The organism is Streptomyces sp. NPDC050287 (genome assembly GCF_044459385.1).
In the GTDB taxonomy this organism is placed as follows: Bacteria; Actinomycetota; Actinomycetes; order Streptomycetales; family Streptomycetaceae; genus Streptomyces.
On record NZ_JBITIY010000016.1, the window covers coordinates 30,372 to 46,372 of the forward strand.

At 71.0% G+C, this 16,001-nt stretch carries 14 protein-coding genes; 8 read left to right on the forward strand and 6 right to left on the reverse strand.

Annotated elements, in window-relative coordinates:
• Positions 1–8: 8 nt before the first annotated feature.
• The 4 genes from ACIBK3_RS39065 to ACIBK3_RS39080 all read right to left on the reverse strand — a co-directional run bounded on the left by ACIBK3_RS39065 (position 9) and on the right by ACIBK3_RS39080 (position 4,219).
• Complete coding sequence (locus ACIBK3_RS39065; RefSeq protein ID WP_399372692.1) at positions 9–890, reverse strand: carbohydrate ABC transporter permease; 882 nt, start codon at positions 888–890, stop codon at positions 9–11.
• Positions 887–1,867: a carbohydrate ABC transporter permease gene (locus ACIBK3_RS39070; protein WP_399372693.1), complete on the reverse strand. Its 981-nt coding sequence runs from the start codon at positions 1,865–1,867 to the stop codon at positions 887–889. Before ACIBK3_RS39070 ends, ACIBK3_RS39065 begins: the two co-directional genes overlap by 4 nt.
• Positions 1,864–3,177, reverse strand: coding sequence for an ABC transporter substrate-binding protein (locus ACIBK3_RS39075; RefSeq protein WP_399372695.1), 1,314 nt, complete (start codon positions 3,175–3,177; stop codon positions 1,864–1,866). The genes ACIBK3_RS39070 and ACIBK3_RS39075 overlap by 4 nt, the downstream gene beginning before the upstream one ends.
• A 466-nt stretch (positions 3,178–3,643) precedes the next feature.
• On the reverse strand, positions 3,644–4,219 hold the full coding sequence (locus tag ACIBK3_RS39080) for a class I SAM-dependent methyltransferase (protein ID WP_399372696.1): 576 nt from the start codon (positions 4,217–4,219) through the stop codon (positions 3,644–3,646).
• Positions 4,220–4,274: 55 nt separating this feature from the next.
• Between ACIBK3_RS39080 and ACIBK3_RS39085 the strand changes: the two genes are divergently transcribed.
• The 4 genes from ACIBK3_RS39085 to ACIBK3_RS39100 all read left to right on the forward strand — a co-directional run bounded on the left by ACIBK3_RS39085 (position 4,275) and on the right by ACIBK3_RS39100 (position 10,115).
• A complete protein-coding gene (locus ACIBK3_RS39085; RefSeq protein ID WP_399372697.1) occupies positions 4,275–5,045 on the forward strand; it encodes an AraC family transcriptional regulator in 771 nt (256 codons plus the stop codon).
• Positions 5,046–5,206: 161 nt separating this feature from the next.
• Positions 5,207–6,094: an oxygenase MpaB family protein gene (locus ACIBK3_RS39090; protein WP_399372699.1), complete on the forward strand. Its 888-nt coding sequence runs from the start codon at positions 5,207–5,209 to the stop codon at positions 6,092–6,094.
• Between the two features lie 21 nt (positions 6,095–6,115).
• Positions 6,116–8,356, forward strand: a complete 2,241-nt coding sequence (locus tag ACIBK3_RS39095) for a tetratricopeptide repeat protein (RefSeq protein WP_399372700.1) — start codon at positions 6,116–6,118, stop codon at positions 8,354–8,356.
• Between the two features lie 187 nt (positions 8,357–8,543).
• Positions 8,544–10,115 carry a phytoene desaturase family protein gene (locus ACIBK3_RS39100; protein ID WP_399372701.1) on the forward strand — a complete coding sequence of 524 codons (1,572 nt, stop codon included), beginning with the start codon at positions 8,544–8,546 and terminating at the stop codon, positions 10,113–10,115.
• A gap of 41 nt (positions 10,116–10,156) precedes the next feature.
• Here ACIBK3_RS39100 and ACIBK3_RS39105 read toward each other — a convergent pair whose 3' ends face one another.
• Positions 10,157–10,981 (reverse strand): SDR family NAD(P)-dependent oxidoreductase, encoded by an 825-nt coding sequence (locus ACIBK3_RS39105; protein ID WP_399372702.1) that lies wholly within the window; start codon positions 10,979–10,981, stop codon positions 10,157–10,159.
• 53 nt (positions 10,982–11,034) lie between these two features.
• Between ACIBK3_RS39105 and ACIBK3_RS39110 the strand changes: the two genes are divergently transcribed.
• Positions 11,035–11,886: a helix-turn-helix transcriptional regulator gene (locus ACIBK3_RS39110; protein ID WP_399372703.1), complete on the forward strand. Its 852-nt coding sequence runs from the start codon at positions 11,035–11,037 to the stop codon at positions 11,884–11,886.
• Between the two features lie 4 nt (positions 11,887–11,890).
• Here the strand turns inward: ACIBK3_RS39110 and ACIBK3_RS39115 are convergent, their stop codons facing one another.
• Positions 11,891–12,046: a hypothetical protein gene (locus tag ACIBK3_RS39115; RefSeq protein WP_399372902.1), complete on the reverse strand. Its 156-nt coding sequence runs from the start codon at positions 12,044–12,046 to the stop codon at positions 11,891–11,893.
• A 156-nt stretch (positions 12,047–12,202) separates the two neighbouring features.
• Between ACIBK3_RS39115 and ACIBK3_RS39120 the strand changes: the two genes are divergently transcribed.
• The 3 genes from ACIBK3_RS39120 to sigJ all read left to right on the forward strand — a co-directional run bounded on the left by ACIBK3_RS39120 (position 12,203) and on the right by sigJ (position 15,931).
• Entirely contained in the window at positions 12,203–13,312 is a 1,110-nt protein-coding gene (locus ACIBK3_RS39120) for an NAD(P)H-dependent flavin oxidoreductase (protein WP_399372705.1), read from the forward strand.
• On the forward strand, positions 13,309–14,862 hold the full coding sequence (locus ACIBK3_RS39125; protein WP_399372706.1) for an acyl-CoA synthetase: 1,554 nt from the start codon (positions 13,309–13,311) through the stop codon (positions 14,860–14,862). Before ACIBK3_RS39120 ends, ACIBK3_RS39125 begins: the two co-directional genes overlap by 4 nt.
• Positions 14,863–15,064: 202 nt before the next feature.
• Positions 15,065–15,931, forward strand: coding sequence for an RNA polymerase sigma factor SigJ (gene sigJ / locus ACIBK3_RS39130; RefSeq protein WP_399372707.1), 867 nt, complete (start codon positions 15,065–15,067; stop codon positions 15,929–15,931).
• The last annotated feature ends 70 nt before the right edge of the window (positions 15,932–16,001 follow it).

Sequence of the window (16,001 nt, forward strand, 5' to 3'; positions counted from 1 at the left end):
AGGGGGTGTCAGCCCTTGTTGGCGCCGAGGGTGAGGCCGCTGACGAACTGCCGCTGGAGCACGAAGTACACGATCAGGGTGGGGATCGCGGTGAGCAGGGCGCCGGCGGCGACCAGGTTGGGGTCGGTGAAGTACTGGCCGGACAGGTTGTTCAGGGCCGACGTGATCGGCATGTTCTCACCGGTCGAGATCAGCACGATCGCCCAGAAGAAGTCGTTGTAGATCCAGATGGACAGCAGCGTGGCCAGGGCCGCCATCGCGGGCTTGCACAGCGGCAGCACGATCTGCCAGTACATCCGCCACACCGAGGCGCCGTCGACGAGCGCGGCCTCGGTCAGCTCGTGCGGCAGCATGCGCATGTAGTTGCTGAGGACGAAGGCGCAGAATCCCGACTGGAACGCCACGTGGATGAGGACCAGGCCGAGCGCTGAGTCGTACAGCTTGCCGCTCACCGTGATGCCGGGCAGGTCGATGAGCAGGTACATCCGGTACAGCGGGGTGATGATGACCTGCTGCGGCAGCAGGTTGCCGGCCGTGAACACCAGCAGCAGGAAGATGTTGAGCCGGAAGTCGAAGCGGCTGACGTAGAACGCGACCATCGACGACAGCAGCAGCGTCACCAGCACGGCCGGCACCGCGATCAGCAGGGTGTTGCCGAAGTAGTGCATCATGTCGGACTGCTCGAACGCGTTCGTGAAGTTGTCGAAGTTCAGCTTGTCCGGCCAGGAGACATAGCCCTTGTTGCTGGTCTCCGAGTACGGGCGCAGGGCCGCGTACACCGCCCACAGCAGCGGGGCGAGCCAGGCCAGCGAGGTGACGACGAGGAACGTGTGCAGCACGACCCGGGCCGGCCGGACCGGCGCGCGCTTCTTCAAGGCGAGGGTGCTCACGCCCGCCGCTCCTTCCGGAAGGTGGCGATCAGGTACGGGATGATGACGGCGAGGGAGATGACCAGCAGGACGACGGCGATCGCGGAGCCGTATCCGATCCGGCTGGACTCGCCGATGATGTTGTTGGTGATCAGGATCGACAGCAGCTCGGTGCCCTGGGCGCCCTTGTTGAAGACGAACACCAGGTCGAAGGCGCGCAGGGCCTCGATGATCGTGACGACCAGCACGACCGTGTTGGTCGGGCGCAGGGTCGGGAAGATGACGTTCTTGAACGTCTGCCACTCGTTCGCGCCGTCCAGCGAGGAGGCCTCGCGCAGCGACGGGTCGACGCCCTTGAGGCCGGCCAGGTAGAGGATCATCATGTAGCCGGCGTGCCGCCAGGAGGCGGCGATCAGTACGGCCCACAGGTTGAGGTGCGGGTCGCCGATCCAGTCGATGTAGTGGCCCGGCTTGTTGGCCCCGATGAGGCTGTTGATCAGACCTGTGTCGGGGTTGTAGACGAGCTGCCAGACGAACCCGGTGACGGCCAGCGACACCACGACGGGGAGGAAGAACGCGGTCTGGTAGACGCGGCTGAAGCGGATCTTCTTGTCCAGCTGCATGGCCAGGAACAGGCCGAACGGCGTCGGGATCAGGATGAGTGCGACGAACCAGATGACGTTGTGCTGGACGGCGGGCCAGAACTGCGGGTTGTCGGTGAACAGCTGCTGGAAGTTGTCCAGACCCACCCACTTGATCGAGTCGAAGCCGATGCCGTCCCAGCTGGTGAAGGCCAGGGCGATCGAGGCGAGGGCGGTGACCCAGACGAGGGCCACGTGCAAAATCGTGGGCACGCCCGCCATGAAGGCGAGCGTGATGCGGTCACGTCGGGTCAGCAGGCGCTTGTGGCCCTTGGGGACCCGCTTCTTCTCCTGCGCGGGGCCCGGAGGCGGCACAGCGGCCGCCTCCGGGCTCTTCATGTCGGTGTCGGTGCTCATGAGGAGGCGAAGATCGTCTTCTTCTGGCGCTCGATCGAGGAGAGCAGACTGTCGACGCCCTTGGGGTTCTGGAGGAACTTCTGCAGCCCGGGCTGCATCACCGTCGAGGTGAAGTCCGGCCGGGAGTCGCGGTCCATGAACTGCGTGAGGCTCTTGGCGCTGCCGATCATCTCGAACGCCTTCTTCTGCAGCGGCGAGTAGGCGGAGGTGTCGGCCTTGCTGGAGGCGGCCACCACGCTCGGGTCGCCCTTGAGGTAGAGCTCCTCGGCCGCCGGGCTGCCCAGGTACTCCATCAGCTTCACGACACCGTCGTGGTTCTTCGGGGCCTTGCTGACCATGAAACCGTCGGTGGGAGCCTCGACGGTGTCCTGGCCGTACGCGGAGTTGATCTCCGGGAAGGCGAAGAAGTCGAGGTCGTCCAGGTCGGCCTTGTTGGTGAACTGCTGAGCGACGAAGGTGCCCAGCAGGTACATGCCGGCCTTCTTCGCCACCAGGGTCTGGGCGGCGTCCTGCCAGGTACGGCCCATGAAGCCGTCCTGGTGGTAGGGCAGCAGCTCGGCCCAGTGGTCGAAGACGGCCTTGACCTTGGCGTCGGTCCAGGCGGCCTTGCCGGCCATCAGCTCGACGTGGAAGTCGTAGCCGTTGAGTCGGAAGTTGATCTGGTCGAAGGTGCCCATCGCCGGCCAGGCGTCCTTGTCGCCGAAGGCGATCGGGACCAGGCCGTCCTTCTTCATCTGCTTGCACAGCGCAACCAGCTGGTCCCAGGTGGTGGGGACCTGGTAGCCGTGCTGCTGGAAGACGCTCTTGCGGTAGAAGACCGCCCACGGGTACGAGGTCAGCGGCACGAAGTAGTACTTGCCGTCCTCGCCCTTGCTGAGCTTCTTCATCGCGTCGGGGAAGTTGTCCCCGATCTTCGCCCACACGTCGTCGATCGGCGAGGCGAGCTTCTTGGCCGCGAAGAACTGCATGCGGTAGCCGGCGAACCAGTTGAACACGTCGTCCGGCGTGCCCTGGAGGTAGGAGTTGATCTGCTCCTGGAAGGTGTTGTGGTCCTTGGTGTTCACCTTCACGGTGATGCCGGACTGCTTCTGGAACGCCGCGTAGACGTCCGCGAAGGCCTTCTTCGGCACCGCGTCCGACGCGTTGGAGCCGAGGCTGACGGTCTTGGGGTCGGAGGCGGTACCGCTGCCTCCGCACGCGCTCAGCAAGGGTATGCCGGCTCCTGCGAGCAGGGCGGCGCCACCGACGCCGCGCAGCACGCTGCGGCGGCTGGGATCAGGTATGAGCTGACCAGGGGCGGAATGGTGCATTTCGGCTCCAGATGGTGCTGTCATACCCGGGCATGGCGTATCGGCACGAGGGGGTATGGCGTGAAGGCGTCGCACATGCGACGGGGACAAAGCGACTAGATCGAGCGTGATCGACCAAAAGCGATCGCTGACGCGTCGAAGATTGAACGTTCCAGCGAGCTGCTGTCAAGACCTCGTGAACGACGCGTTGCCGAGGTCATGGCCTGAACGTCGCTCGATCGGGGCTGTGGCGAGGCTCCCGGGCGCTGCTGCGGACGCCCCCCCTGCCGAGTGTCCGGCCCCTCACCGGCGCCGCCGCGGGGCCGGACGCGGACGCGCGAGGCAGTGACCGCCGTCTCCGCCGTCTCCGCCGTCTCCGGTCCGACGCCGGGAACTCCGCCCGTCGTGAAGGAGAGGTCTCCGTACGGGCCGAGGTGCCTGGCTCGGGACCGCGACGCGCACCGAGCACCAGGAGGCCCTGTCCGCGCTACCGGCCCCGGCGCCCGCGGAAGCGCAGACCACCGCTCGCCGGGTGCAGGTCGACGGTCACGTCCGTGAAGCCGGCCTTCTCCAGGCGGGCCGGCAGTCCCGTCGGGGCAACGGTGTTCATGGTGTCCCTGAAGTGGAGCACCCGGAAACGGAAGCTCGGCTGGCTGTCGCTGCCGGCGAAGGTGCCACCGGGGCGCAGCACACGGTGCGCCTCGGCGAAGATGCGGTCCTGGTGGTCGGCGGTGGGCACATGGTGGAGCATCGTGAAGCACACGACCGAGTCGAACGACGCGTCGGGAAGCGGCAGCTCGGCGCCGTCCGCGTGGAGGACGCGGGCGCGGTCGCCCCACCGGTCCTCGAGCAGGCGGACGGTGTCCCGGTCGATCTCGGCGGCCGTCAGGCGGGGCACACGCTCCACGAGAACGCGGAGGTTCGCGCCGTAGCCCGGGCCGATCTCCAGAACGTCCTCGCCGAGGTCCACGTCTTCAAGCGCCCAGGGCAGGATGTGTTCCTTCGTGGTCTGCGCCCATCCCTCGGAGCTGCAGAGCTTGCGGTGAGCTCGGTTCATCGGCATACGCCGACGCTAGGCGGGGCGGGGCGCTGTCCGCCACGCGCTAGGCTGCCGACTCATGTCGCGGAACGGACAGCAACGGTACGACCCGTACGCCACGGCGGGCATCGTCGTCGGCGACTTCACCATGCCGCGCGGCACCGTGTACCGCGCGCACACGCATCCGCTTCACCAACTCGCCTGGTCTCCCCAAGGTTTGCTGCGCGTGCGCAGCGAGCAGGGAGTGTGGCTGCTGCCCCCGTCGCTGGCCCTGTGGATCCCCGCCGGCCTCGCGCATGTCACGGAGTCGGCGGGCGACGCCGTCATGCGCAGTGCCTACGTCGCTCCGGCGTGCTGTCCGCACATCGACTGGCGTGAGCCGACCGTGCTGGCGGTCACGCCCCTGCTGCGTGCCCTGATCGACCACCTGGTCCGCACCGACCTCGCCGCCGACGCCCGTACCCGCGCCGAGGCCGTCCTGCTCGACGAACTGCACCCTGTGCCGGTGACCAGCGTCTCCGTGCCCACGCCCCGCGATCCACGGGCCCGGACGGTGGCCGAGCGGCTCACCGCCGCCCCCGCCGACGGCCGGACCCTGGCGGCCTGGGGCACCGAGGTCGGCGCGAGCGCCCGCACGCTGGCCCGCCTGTTCGTCGCCGAGACGGGCCTCGCCTTCGGCCAGTGGCGGGAAAGGCTGCGGATGCAGGCCGCGATGCCGTACCTCGCGGCGGGCCTGGCGATCGAGGCCGTGGCCCACCGGGTCGGCTACGCCACGGCCAGCTCCTTCACGGCGGCCTTCCACCGGCTGGTGGGGGTCACGCCGAGACAGTACTTTCCGGTCGACTCCTAGGGCGAGGGTGAATCTCCCCTCTCCCTCTCGCGGTGCCAGTGTCAGCGCCAGTGCCTGGGCGGCCATGTGCCGACGGCCCGTCGGACTCCTGTGCGGATCCTCGGACCGTCGGCCGTATCGGCGGTATCGACCGGCCCCCGGGCTCATGGCAAGGTGAGGGCATGAGCGAGGCCGACCCGGGGCTGTTCGGGCCCTCCTCCGTGACCTGGCAGATGCACGGCGACCCGATGATGTGGGTCGCCGGCGTCCGCGCGCTCTACCTCCAGGCACTGCACCCGCGCGCGGTGCGCGGCGTCATGCAGAACTCGGATTTCCGCAGCGACGCCTGGGGCCGGCTGATGCGCACCGCCAACTTCGTCGGCACCACGACCTACGGCACCACCGAGGCCGCCGAGAAGGCGGGCGCCCGCGTCCGCAAGATCCACAGCATGCTCGACGCGACCGACCCCCACACCGGCGAGCGCTACGGCGTCGACGAGCCCGCGCTGCTGCTGTGGGTGCACTGCGCCGAGATCGACTCGTATCTGCACGTCGCCCGACGCTCCGGCTTCCCGCTCACCGACGCACAGGCCGACCGGTACATCCGTGAGCACAAGGTCAGCGCCCGTCTGGTGGGCCTCGACCCCGACGCCGTACCGGCGGACCAGGCCGAGATGAGCGCCTACTTCGAGAAGGTGCGGCCCGAGCTCGCCGCCGGAGAAGAGGCACGCGCGGTGGACGACTTCCTGCTCCGCCCTCCGGCGCACCCCCTTCTCGTCCCGGCGCGCGAAGTGCTGTGGCGGTGCGTGGCACATCTGGCGTACGCCGCCCTGCCGCCGTACGCCCACGAGTTGTACGGCAGACCAGCCCCGAAACCCGCCACCGTGAGCCGCCGGTTGCGTGCCACGGGCACCTTGCTGCGCGGCGTTCCCGCACGTCTGCGCTGGCAGCTTCCGCCCAAACACATCCTGCGCGCCATGGCCCGGCTCGGACCGGGAGCTCGCCCGGCACCGTACAAACTCGGACGTCAGGGCGCCATACTGGACAAGCCAGGGGAGGGCGGGGAGTAACGACGGGGGCGGTCGCAGGAAATGGGGGACACCAGGCTGATCCAGGGCCGGTACCGGCTGCTCGACCTGATCGGGCGCGGCGGCATGGGTGAGGTGTGGCGGGCACGCGACGAGTCGCTGGGCCGGCAGGTCGCCGTGAAGTGCCTCAAACCGCTGGGCGGCCACCACGACCAGGCCTTCACCCGGGTTCTCAGGGAGCGCTTCCGGCGCGAGGCGCGGGTGGCCGCCGCCCTCCAGCACCGCGGCGTGACCGTCGTCCACGACTTCGGCGAGTTCGACGGCGTCCTCTACCTCGTGATGGAACTCCTGGAGGGCCGCAACCTCAGCCAGCTCCTGGAGGACAACAAACAGCACCCGCTGCCCGTCCCCGACGTCGTCGACATCGCCGACCAGGTCGCCGCCGCCCTCGCCTACACCCACCAGCAGGGCATCGTGCACCGCGACCTGAAGCCCGCCAACATCGTGCGGCTGACCGACGGCACCGTGAAGATCTGCGACTTCGGCATCGCCCGCCTCGGCCACGACATCGGCTTCACCTCCCGCCTCACCGGCACCGGCATCGCCATGGGCACCCCGCACTACATGTCGCCGGAACAGATCAGCGGAACCGAGGTCGACCAGCGCAGCGACCTGTACTCGCTGGGCTGCGTGCTCTACGAGATCGCCACCGGGGCACCGCCCTTCGACCTCGGCGACGCCTGGGCCGTCCTCATGGGCCACCGCGACACACCGCCCCGTCCGCCCCGAAGCCACCGCTCCGACCTGCCCGAATACCTGGACCAGGTCATCCTCGACCTGCTCGCCAAGCGCCCGGAGCAGCGCCCGCACGACGCCCGCGAGCTGGGGCGACGGATCAGCTCGGGCCGCGCCACACCGGCGTATGTGCCGACCGTCGTCACCCCGCGACCGGAGCTCCGCCCGACCGAGCCGGCGCCGTCCCGCGCGGACCGCCTGCCGTCCTGGACGCGGGGCATGACCACCGGCCACAAGGCCACCGGCGTGGGCCTGGGCACCACACCGCCGGACGCGGGAGCGGGCCTCACCGGCGAGTGGATCCCGCGCCTGCCCGGCGGCCGCCCCGAGGAACCGGTCGCCGAGACACCGCCCGCCCCCTCCCCTCAGGCGGTCACCGCACTCGCCGGACGTCACAACGCCGGCCTCAGCCTGGGACGCCTCGGCCGCTGGGCGGAGGCCGGCGAGGTGCACCGCGCGGTCGCCGCCGAGCGCGAGTACCTGCTGGGCCCCGACCACCCCGACACCCTCGCCAGCCGCTACGAGGTCGCCTTCACCTACAGCCGTACCGGCCGGGCCACCGACGCCCTGCGCGAGTACAAGCACGTCGCCCGCTCCCGGAGCATCGCGCTCGGCCCGGACCACTCCGACACCCTCGCCGCCCGCCAGGAAATGGCGTACGTGCTGGGCCAGTTGGGCCGGCACTTCGACGCCCACCAGGTCTACCAGTCGGTGCTCGCCGCCCGGGAGCGCACCATGGGCGCCGACCACCCCGACACCCTGCGCTGCCGCCACAACCTCGCCTTCAACCTCAGCCGGCTCGGCCGCCTGGAGGACTCGTACCGCATGGCCTGCGACGTGGCCGCCGCCCGCGCCCGTGTCCTCGGCCCGCACCACCCCGACACCCTCGTCACCCGCTACGAGGTCGCCTACGCGCTCGGCCAGCTGGGCCGCTGGCCGGAAGCCCTGCAGACCTACCGGGAGGTCGCCGAGGCCCGCGCCCAGGCCCTCGGCCCCGACCACGCCGACACCCTCGCGGCCCGCTACGAGGTCGGCATCAGCCTCGGCCGCCTGGGCCGCAGCGCGGAGGCACTCCAGCTCTACCGCGAACTCATCGACGACCGCACCCGCGTCCACGGCCCCGCCCACCCGGAGACCCTGCGCGCCCGCCACGGCCTCGGCGTCAACCTGGGCCGCCTCGGCCGCTGGGAGGAGGCTCTGGCCGAGTCCCGCGACGTGTGCGCGATCCGCGAGCGGGTGCTCGGCCCCGACCACCCGGACACCCTGGTCAGCCGCCGCGAGGTCGCCGTCGGCCTCGGCTGGCTCGGCCGCTGGCCGGACGCGCTGACCGAGTACCGCTCAGTGGCCGCCGCCCGCGAGCGCGTCCTGGGCGCCGACCACCCCGACACCCTCGCCAGCCGCAACGACGAGGCCCACTGCCTGGAACAGCTCGGGCGGGGCGCAGAGGCCGTGGAGCTGTACCGCCAGGTGGCCGTCCTGCGGCAGCAGCGAGGGACGGGCGGCCACTGACCATGAGGCAGCCGCGGCCCCTGCGGACGGCGACCGCCGAGCATGCCCGGCCCTTGCGGGCACTGACCGTGTGGCACCTCCGCGGCCCCTGCGGCCAGGACCGCCGGGAAGCCGCGGAGTCCGCGCCGCCGACCCCGGGCACGGTCCATCTCTGGCCGACGTGGATCACCCCGTGTTACCAAGAACCATGCCTGCACACGAGCGACACCGGACGTACGACGCCGTAGTGATCGGCGGCGGCCACAACGGCCTCGTCGCCGCCGCCTACCTGGCCCGGGCGGGCCGCTCCGTACTGGTGCTGGAGCGGCTGGACCGCACCGGCGGCGCCGCTGTCTCCACCCGCCCGTTCACCGGGGTGGACGCGCGGCTGTCGCGCTACTCGTACCTGGTCAGCCTGCTGCCGAAGAAGATCGTGCGGGACCTCGGCCTGGACTTCCGCGTCCGCACCCGCACCGTGTCGTCGTACACCCCCGTCGAGCGGGACGGCAGGCCGACCGGTCTGCTGGTCGGCGGCGGCGAGCGACGCACCCGGGAGGCCTTCGCGCGGCTCACCGGCGGCGCCCGCGAGTACGAGTCCTGGCAGCGCTTCTACGCCATGACCGGCCACGTCGCCAGGCGGGTCTTCCCGACCCTCGTCGAACCGCTGCCCACCCGCGCCGAGCTGCGCGACCGCATCGACGACGAGGACGCCTGGCGAACCCTCTTCGAGGAACCGATCGGGACGGCGATCGAGGACCGCTTCGCCGACGACCTGGTGCGGGGCGTCGTCCTCACCGACGCCCTCATCGGCACCTTCGCCGACGCCCACGACCCCGTCCTGACGCAGAACCGCTGCTTCCTGTACCACGTCATCGGCGGTGGCACCGGCGCCTGGGACGTCCCCGTCGGCGGCATGGGCGCCCTCACCGACGCCCTGGCCACCGCGGCGCGCGCCGCGGGCGCCGTCCTGGCCACCGGACACGAGGCCGTCCGCATCGACACCGACGGACACACCGCCGAGATCGCCTACCGGACCGCCGACGGGGAGAGCACCGTCGCCGCCCGGCACGTCCTGGTCAACGCCTCCCCGCGGGAACTGGCCGCCCTCACCGGCGACGAGCCACCCGCCGCCGCCGAGGGCGCCCAGCTCAAGGTGAACATGCTCCTCAAGCGGCTGCCGAGGCTGCGCGACGACTCCGTGGACCCCCGCGAGGCGTTCTCCGGCACCTTCCACATCGCCGAGGGCTACGAGCAGCTGGCCACCGCCCACGCCCAGGCCGCCTCCGGCGAACTGCCCGCCGCGCCGCCCTCCGAGATCTACTGCCACTCACTCACCGACCCGACCATCCTCGGCCCCGACCTGGCCGAACAGGGCTACCAGACTCTGACGTTGTTCGGTCTGCACACCCCGGCCCGGCTCTTCGACCGGGACAACGACGCGGTACGCGAGGAACTCCTGAAGTCCACCCTCGCCCAGCTCGACGCCCACCTCGCCGAACCGCTCGCCGACTGCCTGGCCACCGACGCCGACGGACGGCCCTGCATCGAGGCGAAGACCCCGCTCGACCTGGAACGGGACCTCCGCCTCCCCGGCGGCAACATCTTCCACCGCGACCTGTCCTGGCCGTACGCACAGGAGGGCACCGGCCGCTGGGGCGTGGAGACCCGGCACCCGAACGTGCTGCTGTGCGGGGCGGGCGCGGTGCGCGGGGGAGGGGTGAGCGGGGTGCCGGGGCACAACGCGGCGATGGCGGTGCTGGAATCCGGTGTCGACCGATGAGGCCCGCGCGGCTTCCGTGACGGGCCGGCCGACGCTGCCGGTCAGGCCCGCATACCGCCGTCCACCCTGAGCACCGTGCCGGTCACGTAGGAGGCGCGGTCGCTCAGGAGCCAGGCGGCGGCCTCGGCGACCTCGTGCGGGTCGGCGGCCCGTCCGAGCGGCGTCTGCGCGTTGAGCTGATCGACGATCCCGGGGGAGACCGCCTCCCACTCGTCGATCATCTCGGTCAGCGTCGTGCCGGGCGCGATCGCGTTGACGCGGATGCCCTCCGGGCCGTACGTCACCGCCGCCGAGGCCGTCAGACTGTTCAGCGCCCGCTTCGCCGCGCCGTACGCGGGCAGCGCCGGGTTGCCCCCCAGGCTGCCCACGCTGGAGGTGTTGACGATCGCCCCGGTCCCGGCGGTGGCCCGGATGGCGGCGATCTCGGCGTTCATGGCCAGCCAGGGGCCCTTGAGGTTGATCGCGTAGACGTGGTCGAAGTCGGACTCCGGGAGCTGGTCCATCGGGCCGGGCTGCTGGATGGTCGCCGCGTTGTTGAAGGCGACGTCGAGACGGCCGTACAGCTGCACGGTCCGGTCGACGGCGGCGCGGACGCTCGCCGGGTCGGCAAGGTCGCAGGGTATGTAGTCCGCGGTGCCGCCCGCGGCCCGGATCTCCTCGGTGACCGCCTTGAGCTGGGTCTCGGTACGGGCCGCCAGGAGCACCCGGGCGCCCTCCCGGGCGAACAGCCGGGCGGCGGCGGCACCGATGCCGCGGCCGGCACCGGTGATGAAGGCGACCTTGCCGGCGAGCAGGCCGGTGGTCGTGGACGATGTGGTCGTTGCGTTGGTCATGCCGTCGAGCCTGCGTCCGGCCGCGGTGCTCATCCAGGCACCACCGGTACCTGGCTGGCGGTTCGGCGGGCCCGCACACTGGGAGCGTGGACCGACGAGAACTGGCTGACTTCCTGCGCACCAGGCGCGAGCGCATCGCCCCCTCCGACGTGGGGCTGCCCGCCGGACCGCGCCGCCGCACCCCCGGACTGCGCCGCGAGGAGGTGGCACACCTTGCCTACATCTCCACCGAGTACTACACCCGCCTGGAACAGGCCCGAGGCCCGCACCCGTCCCGCGAGGTGCTGGCCCAGCTCGCCCGCGCCCTGCGCCTGTCGGACGCCGAACGCGACCACCTCCACCATCTCGCGGGTACGCCGCCGGGCCCGCCGCCCGGCCCCTCCCGCGAGGTACGGCAGAGCATCGTCGACCTGCTGCACCGGCTTCCGCAGGCCGCGGCGATCGTGCTGTCGGCGACGTACGAGGTCATCGCCTGGAACGACCTGGCGGCCGCGCTCATGGAGGACTTCTCCGCCCTGCCCCGACGCGACCGCAACCTCCTGAGGCGGAGGTTCCTGGAGCCGCATGGCGGTGGCCGGTGGCTGTACAGCGTGTCGGACGCCGACGAGTTCGCCCGGACCGCGACCCAGCACCTGCGCGCCGCCGCGGCCCGCTACCCCGACGACCCGGAAATGACCGGTCTGGTGGAGGAACTCCTCGCCGGCAGCGAGGAGTTCGCGCGGCTGTGGGCCGCCCACGAGGTGGCCACGCGCCCCACCCTCTGCAAGACCTTCCACCACCGCGTCGTCGGCCCCGTCACCGTCAACTGCGACGTCCTGGACATCACCGACCGCGACCAGCGCGTGATCATCTACACCGTCGAACCGGGCTCGCCGTCCGAGGAGGCGTTCCGGCTGCTGTCGGTCGTCGGGACGCAACGCATGGACGTTCCCGGCTGAGCCGTCAGTCCGCGGAGACGGTCCAGCCTCGCGCCTCGATGCGCGCCCCGTCCGCCGGACGTGCCTCGTCGAACAGGACGCCGTCCGCCGTCTCCACGCGCAGCCCGTCGACGTACGCGCCGCGGCCGACGTACAGCCGGTACTCATCGAGGCCTCCCACCACACCGGCTGAAAGTATCTTTCCCGGATCGCTGTGCGCGGTGAAACTTTTGCGTCAGGGGTGCGGCCTGTCAACGGGGCGTGCGGCCAAAGAGAAATCTGACGGAGCATCAGAAAACCTCTTCCGTCGTCCGGAGGACTGCGGCATCCTGCGCCCATGCAGACGGAGCTGAGCAAGACCCTGGGAGTCGAGCACGCCGTCTTCGGCTTCACGCCGTTCCCCGCCGTCGCCGCGGCCATCAGCCGGGCCGGCGGCTTCGGAGTGCTCGGCGCGGTCCGCTACACCGCACCGGACGACCTCAAACGCGACCTCGACTGGATCGAGGCACATGTCGAGGGGAAGCCGTACGGCCTCGACGTCGTCATGCCCGCGAAGAAGGTGGAAGGAGTCACCGAGGCCGATGTCGAGGCGATGATCCCCGAGACCCACCGGCAGTTCGTCCAGGACACCCTCGCCAAGCACGGCGTGCCCGAACTCGCCGAGGGCGAGGCTTCCGGCTGGCGCATCACCGGCTGGATGGAGCAGGTCGCCCGCACCCAGCTCGATGTCGCCTTCGACTATCCGATACGGCTGCTCGCCAACGCCCTCGGCTCCCCGCCCGCCGACGTGGTGGCCCGCGCCCACGACCAGGACGTGCTCGTCGCCGCGCTCGCCGGCAGCGCCCGGCACGCCCGCAAGCACCAGGAGGCGGGCATCGACATCGTGGTCGCCCAGGGGTACGAGGCCGGCGGCCACACCGGCGAGATCGCCTCCATGGTGCTCACGCCCGAGGTCGTCGAGGCCGTCGACCCGCTGCCCGTACTGGCGGCCGGGGGAATCGGAAGCGGTCAGCAGGTGGCGGCGGCACTGGCACTGGGCGCCCAGGGTGTGTGGCTGGGCTCCCTGTGGCTGACCACCACGGAAGCCGACATGCACTCACCCGCCCTGACCCGCAAACTGCTCGCCGCCGGTTCCGGCGACACCGTCCGCTCCCGCGCCCTCACCGGGAAACCGGCCCGTCAGCTGCGCACCGAGTGGACCGACGCCTGGGACGACCCCGACGGTCCCGGCACCCTCCCGATGCCCCTGCAGGGGCTGCTGGTCGCCGAGGCAGTCTCGCGCATCCAGAAGTACGAGGTCGAACCGCTGCTGGGCACCCCCGTCGGCCAGATCGTCGGCCGGATGACCAGCGAACGCAGCGTCCAGGCCGTCTTCGACGACCTCACCCGAGGCTTCGAGCGGGCCGTGGACCGCATCAACCGCATCGCCGGAAGGAGCGGCCAGTGACCGGTACACCTCCCGCGGGCTTCTGGGCCCAGGCGACCCACGATCCGGACCGGATGGTCATGGTCGCCCCCGACGGGTCCCAGTGGACCGCCGGACGCCTGCACGCCGCCGCCAACCGTCTCGTGCACGGGCTGCGCGCGGCCGGACTGGAACGCGGCGACGCCTTCGCGGTCGTCCTGCCCAACGGGCCGGAGTTCTTCGCCGCGTACCTCGCCGCCAGCCAGGCCGGCTTCTACCTCGTCCCGGTCAACCACCACCTGGTCGGCCCCGAGATCGCCTGGATCGTCGCGGACTCCGGCGCCAAGGTGCTCCTCGCCCACGAACGCTTCGCCGGCGCCGCCCGGCACGCCGCCGACGTGGCCGGCCTTCCCGCCACCCACCGGTACGCGGTCGGAACGGTCGAGGGCTTCAGGCCGTACGCCGAACTCCTCGACGGGCAGCCGGAGTCACCGCCCGCCGACCGCACACTGGGCTGGGTCATGAACTACACCTCGGGCACCACCGGCCGCCCGCGCGGCATCCGGCGCCCGCTGCCCGGCAAGCCGCCCGAGGAGGCCTACCTCGGCGGCTTCCTGGGGATCTTCGGCATCCGCCCGTTCGACGGCAACGTGCACCTCGTCTGCTCGCCGCTCTACCACACCGCCGTCCTCCAGTTCGCGGGTGCGTCCCTGCACATCGGCCACCGCCTGGTCCTGATGGACAAGTGGACGCCCGAGGAGATGCTCCGCCTCATCGACACCCACAAGTGCACGCACACCCACATGGTCCCGACCCAGTTCCACCGTCTGCTGGCCCTCCCCGACGACGTCAAGGCCCGCTACGACGTGTCCTCCATGCGCCACGCCATCCACGGCGCAGCCCCCTGCCCCGACCACGTCAAACGGGCCATGATCGACTGGTGGGGCGAGTGCGTGGAGGAGTACTACGCGGCCAGTGAGGGCGGCGGGGCCTTCGCGACCGCCGAGGACTGGCTGAAGAAACCCGGCACGGTCGGCAAGGCCTGGCCCATCAGCGAACTCGCCGTCTTCGACGACGACGGCAACCGGCTCCCGCCGGGCGAACTGGGCACCGTCTACCTGAAGATGAACACCGGCGGCTTCTCGTACCACAAGGACGAGGCCAAGACGCGGAACAACCGCATCGGCGACTTCTTCACCGTCGGCGACCTCGGCTACCTCGACGAGGACGGCTACCTCTTCCTCCGCGACCGCAAGATCGACATGATCATTTCCGGCGGGGTCAACATCTACCCGGCGGAGATCGAGTCCGCCCTGCTCGCCCACCCCGCCGTCGCCGACGCCGCCGCCTTCGGCATCCCGCACGACGACTGGGGCGAGGAGGTCAAGGCGGTCGTCGAACCGGCCCCCGGACACGAGCCCGGCCCCGCCCTCGCCGCCGCCCTCCTCGACCACTGCGCCGAGCAACTCGCCGGGTACAAAAGGCCGAAGAGCGTCGACTTCATCGCCGAGATGCCCCGCGACCCCAACGGCAAGCTGTACAAGCGGCGGCTGCGGGACCCGTACTGGGAGGGCCGCACCCGGCCCGTGTGACCGGCGTGACGGCCCATGCGAGGTGTGTCGCGGTGCGGGCCTCGCCCGACCGCACACTGTCCTTACCCTGAACTGGCGTCCCTGTCACGCCGGGTGGCGCGACGGGTGCGGAGCGGAGTTGACTGGTGCGGCCACCGCGCACCGGACGCGGCTTCCGCGCACCACCGCTCCGCACAGCGAACGACTGGGAAGGACACGGGAATTGGAAACCCCGGAATCGGCGACCGAGCAGTTCGAGACCTACCGTCCCCCGCTGCTCGGGCTCGCCTACCGGCTGCTCGGCAGCATGTGGGACGCCGAGGACGTCGTCCAGGACGCCTGCCTGCGGTGGACCGGCACCGACCACGCCGGGATCCGTGAAGGCCGGGTCCACCTCGTCACCGTCGTCACCCGGCTCGCCCTCGACCGGCTCAGTTCGGCCCGGACGGCCCGGGCGGCGTACACCGGCCCCTGGCTGCCCGAACCCGTGGCCACCGACCGGCTCGGCCCGCTGGACACGGCCGAACTGCGGGACACCATCGCCTATGCCACCGTCCACCTGATGGAGCGTCTGTCACCCCCCGAACGGGCCGTCTTCGTCCTCCGTGAGGCATTCGAGGTGTCGTACGGCGAGCTCGCCCGCATTCTCGACACCACCGAGACGAGCTGCCGTCAGATGCATCTGCGGACCGTCCGCCGACTGGCCGCCGGACGCAACCGGTTCACGCTTTCGGAGGATGAGCACGCCAAACTGCTGACGCGGTTCCTGGAGGCCGCGCAGAGTGGCGACATGGCCGTCCTCATCGAACTCCTGACCGATGACGTGGTCGCCTGGAACGACGGCGGCGGGAAGGTCAGGACGGTCCTGTGGCCGATCGAGGGCCGCGACCAGGTCATCCCGTTCGTCGCGGGCCTGGTCACCCGCTACCCCCTCGGCACGCCCCGCCGTGTGGACGTCAACGGCCGGCCGGCGGCGGCCCTGGCGGTCGACGGCGTCGAGCAGGTCGTCACGATCGACGTCCGGGACGGCCGTATCGGAGGCATCTACGCGGTACTCAACCCGGACAAGCTCGGCCACCTCCCTGCCTAGCCAAGGGTGTGGCCCCACCACATGGATGACGGCACCGCCTCGTCACAGTCGTCACCGGTGCCCCGGGAGC

Excerpts from the sequence above, each read along its gene's own strand:
- ACIBK3_RS39070 (WP_399372693.1), bottom strand. The coding sequence starts at position 1,867 with ATGAGCACCGACACCGACATGAAGAGCCCGGAGGCGGCCGCTGTGCCG.
- ACIBK3_RS39075 (WP_399372695.1), bottom strand. The coding sequence starts at position 3,177 with ATGCACCATTCCGCCCCTGGTCAGCTCATACCTGATCCCAGCCGCCGC.
- ACIBK3_RS39080 (WP_399372696.1), bottom strand. The coding sequence starts at position 4,219 with ATGCCGATGAACCGAGCTCACCGCAAGCTCTGCAGCTCCGAGGGATGG.
- ACIBK3_RS39085 (WP_399372697.1), top strand. The coding sequence starts at position 4,275 with ATGTCGCGGAACGGACAGCAACGGTACGACCCGTACGCCACGGCGGGC.
- ACIBK3_RS39090 (WP_399372699.1), top strand. The coding sequence starts at position 5,207 with ATGAGCGAGGCCGACCCGGGGCTGTTCGGGCCCTCCTCCGTGACCTGG.
- ACIBK3_RS39095 (WP_399372700.1), top strand. The coding sequence starts at position 6,116 with ATGGGGGACACCAGGCTGATCCAGGGCCGGTACCGGCTGCTCGACCTG.
- ACIBK3_RS39100 (WP_399372701.1), top strand. The coding sequence starts at position 8,544 with ATGCCTGCACACGAGCGACACCGGACGTACGACGCCGTAGTGATCGGC.
- ACIBK3_RS39105 (WP_399372702.1), bottom strand. The coding sequence starts at position 10,981 with ATGAGCACCGCGGCCGGACGCAGGCTCGACGGCATGACCAACGCAACG.
- ACIBK3_RS39120 (WP_399372705.1), top strand. The coding sequence starts at position 12,203 with ATGCAGACGGAGCTGAGCAAGACCCTGGGAGTCGAGCACGCCGTCTTC.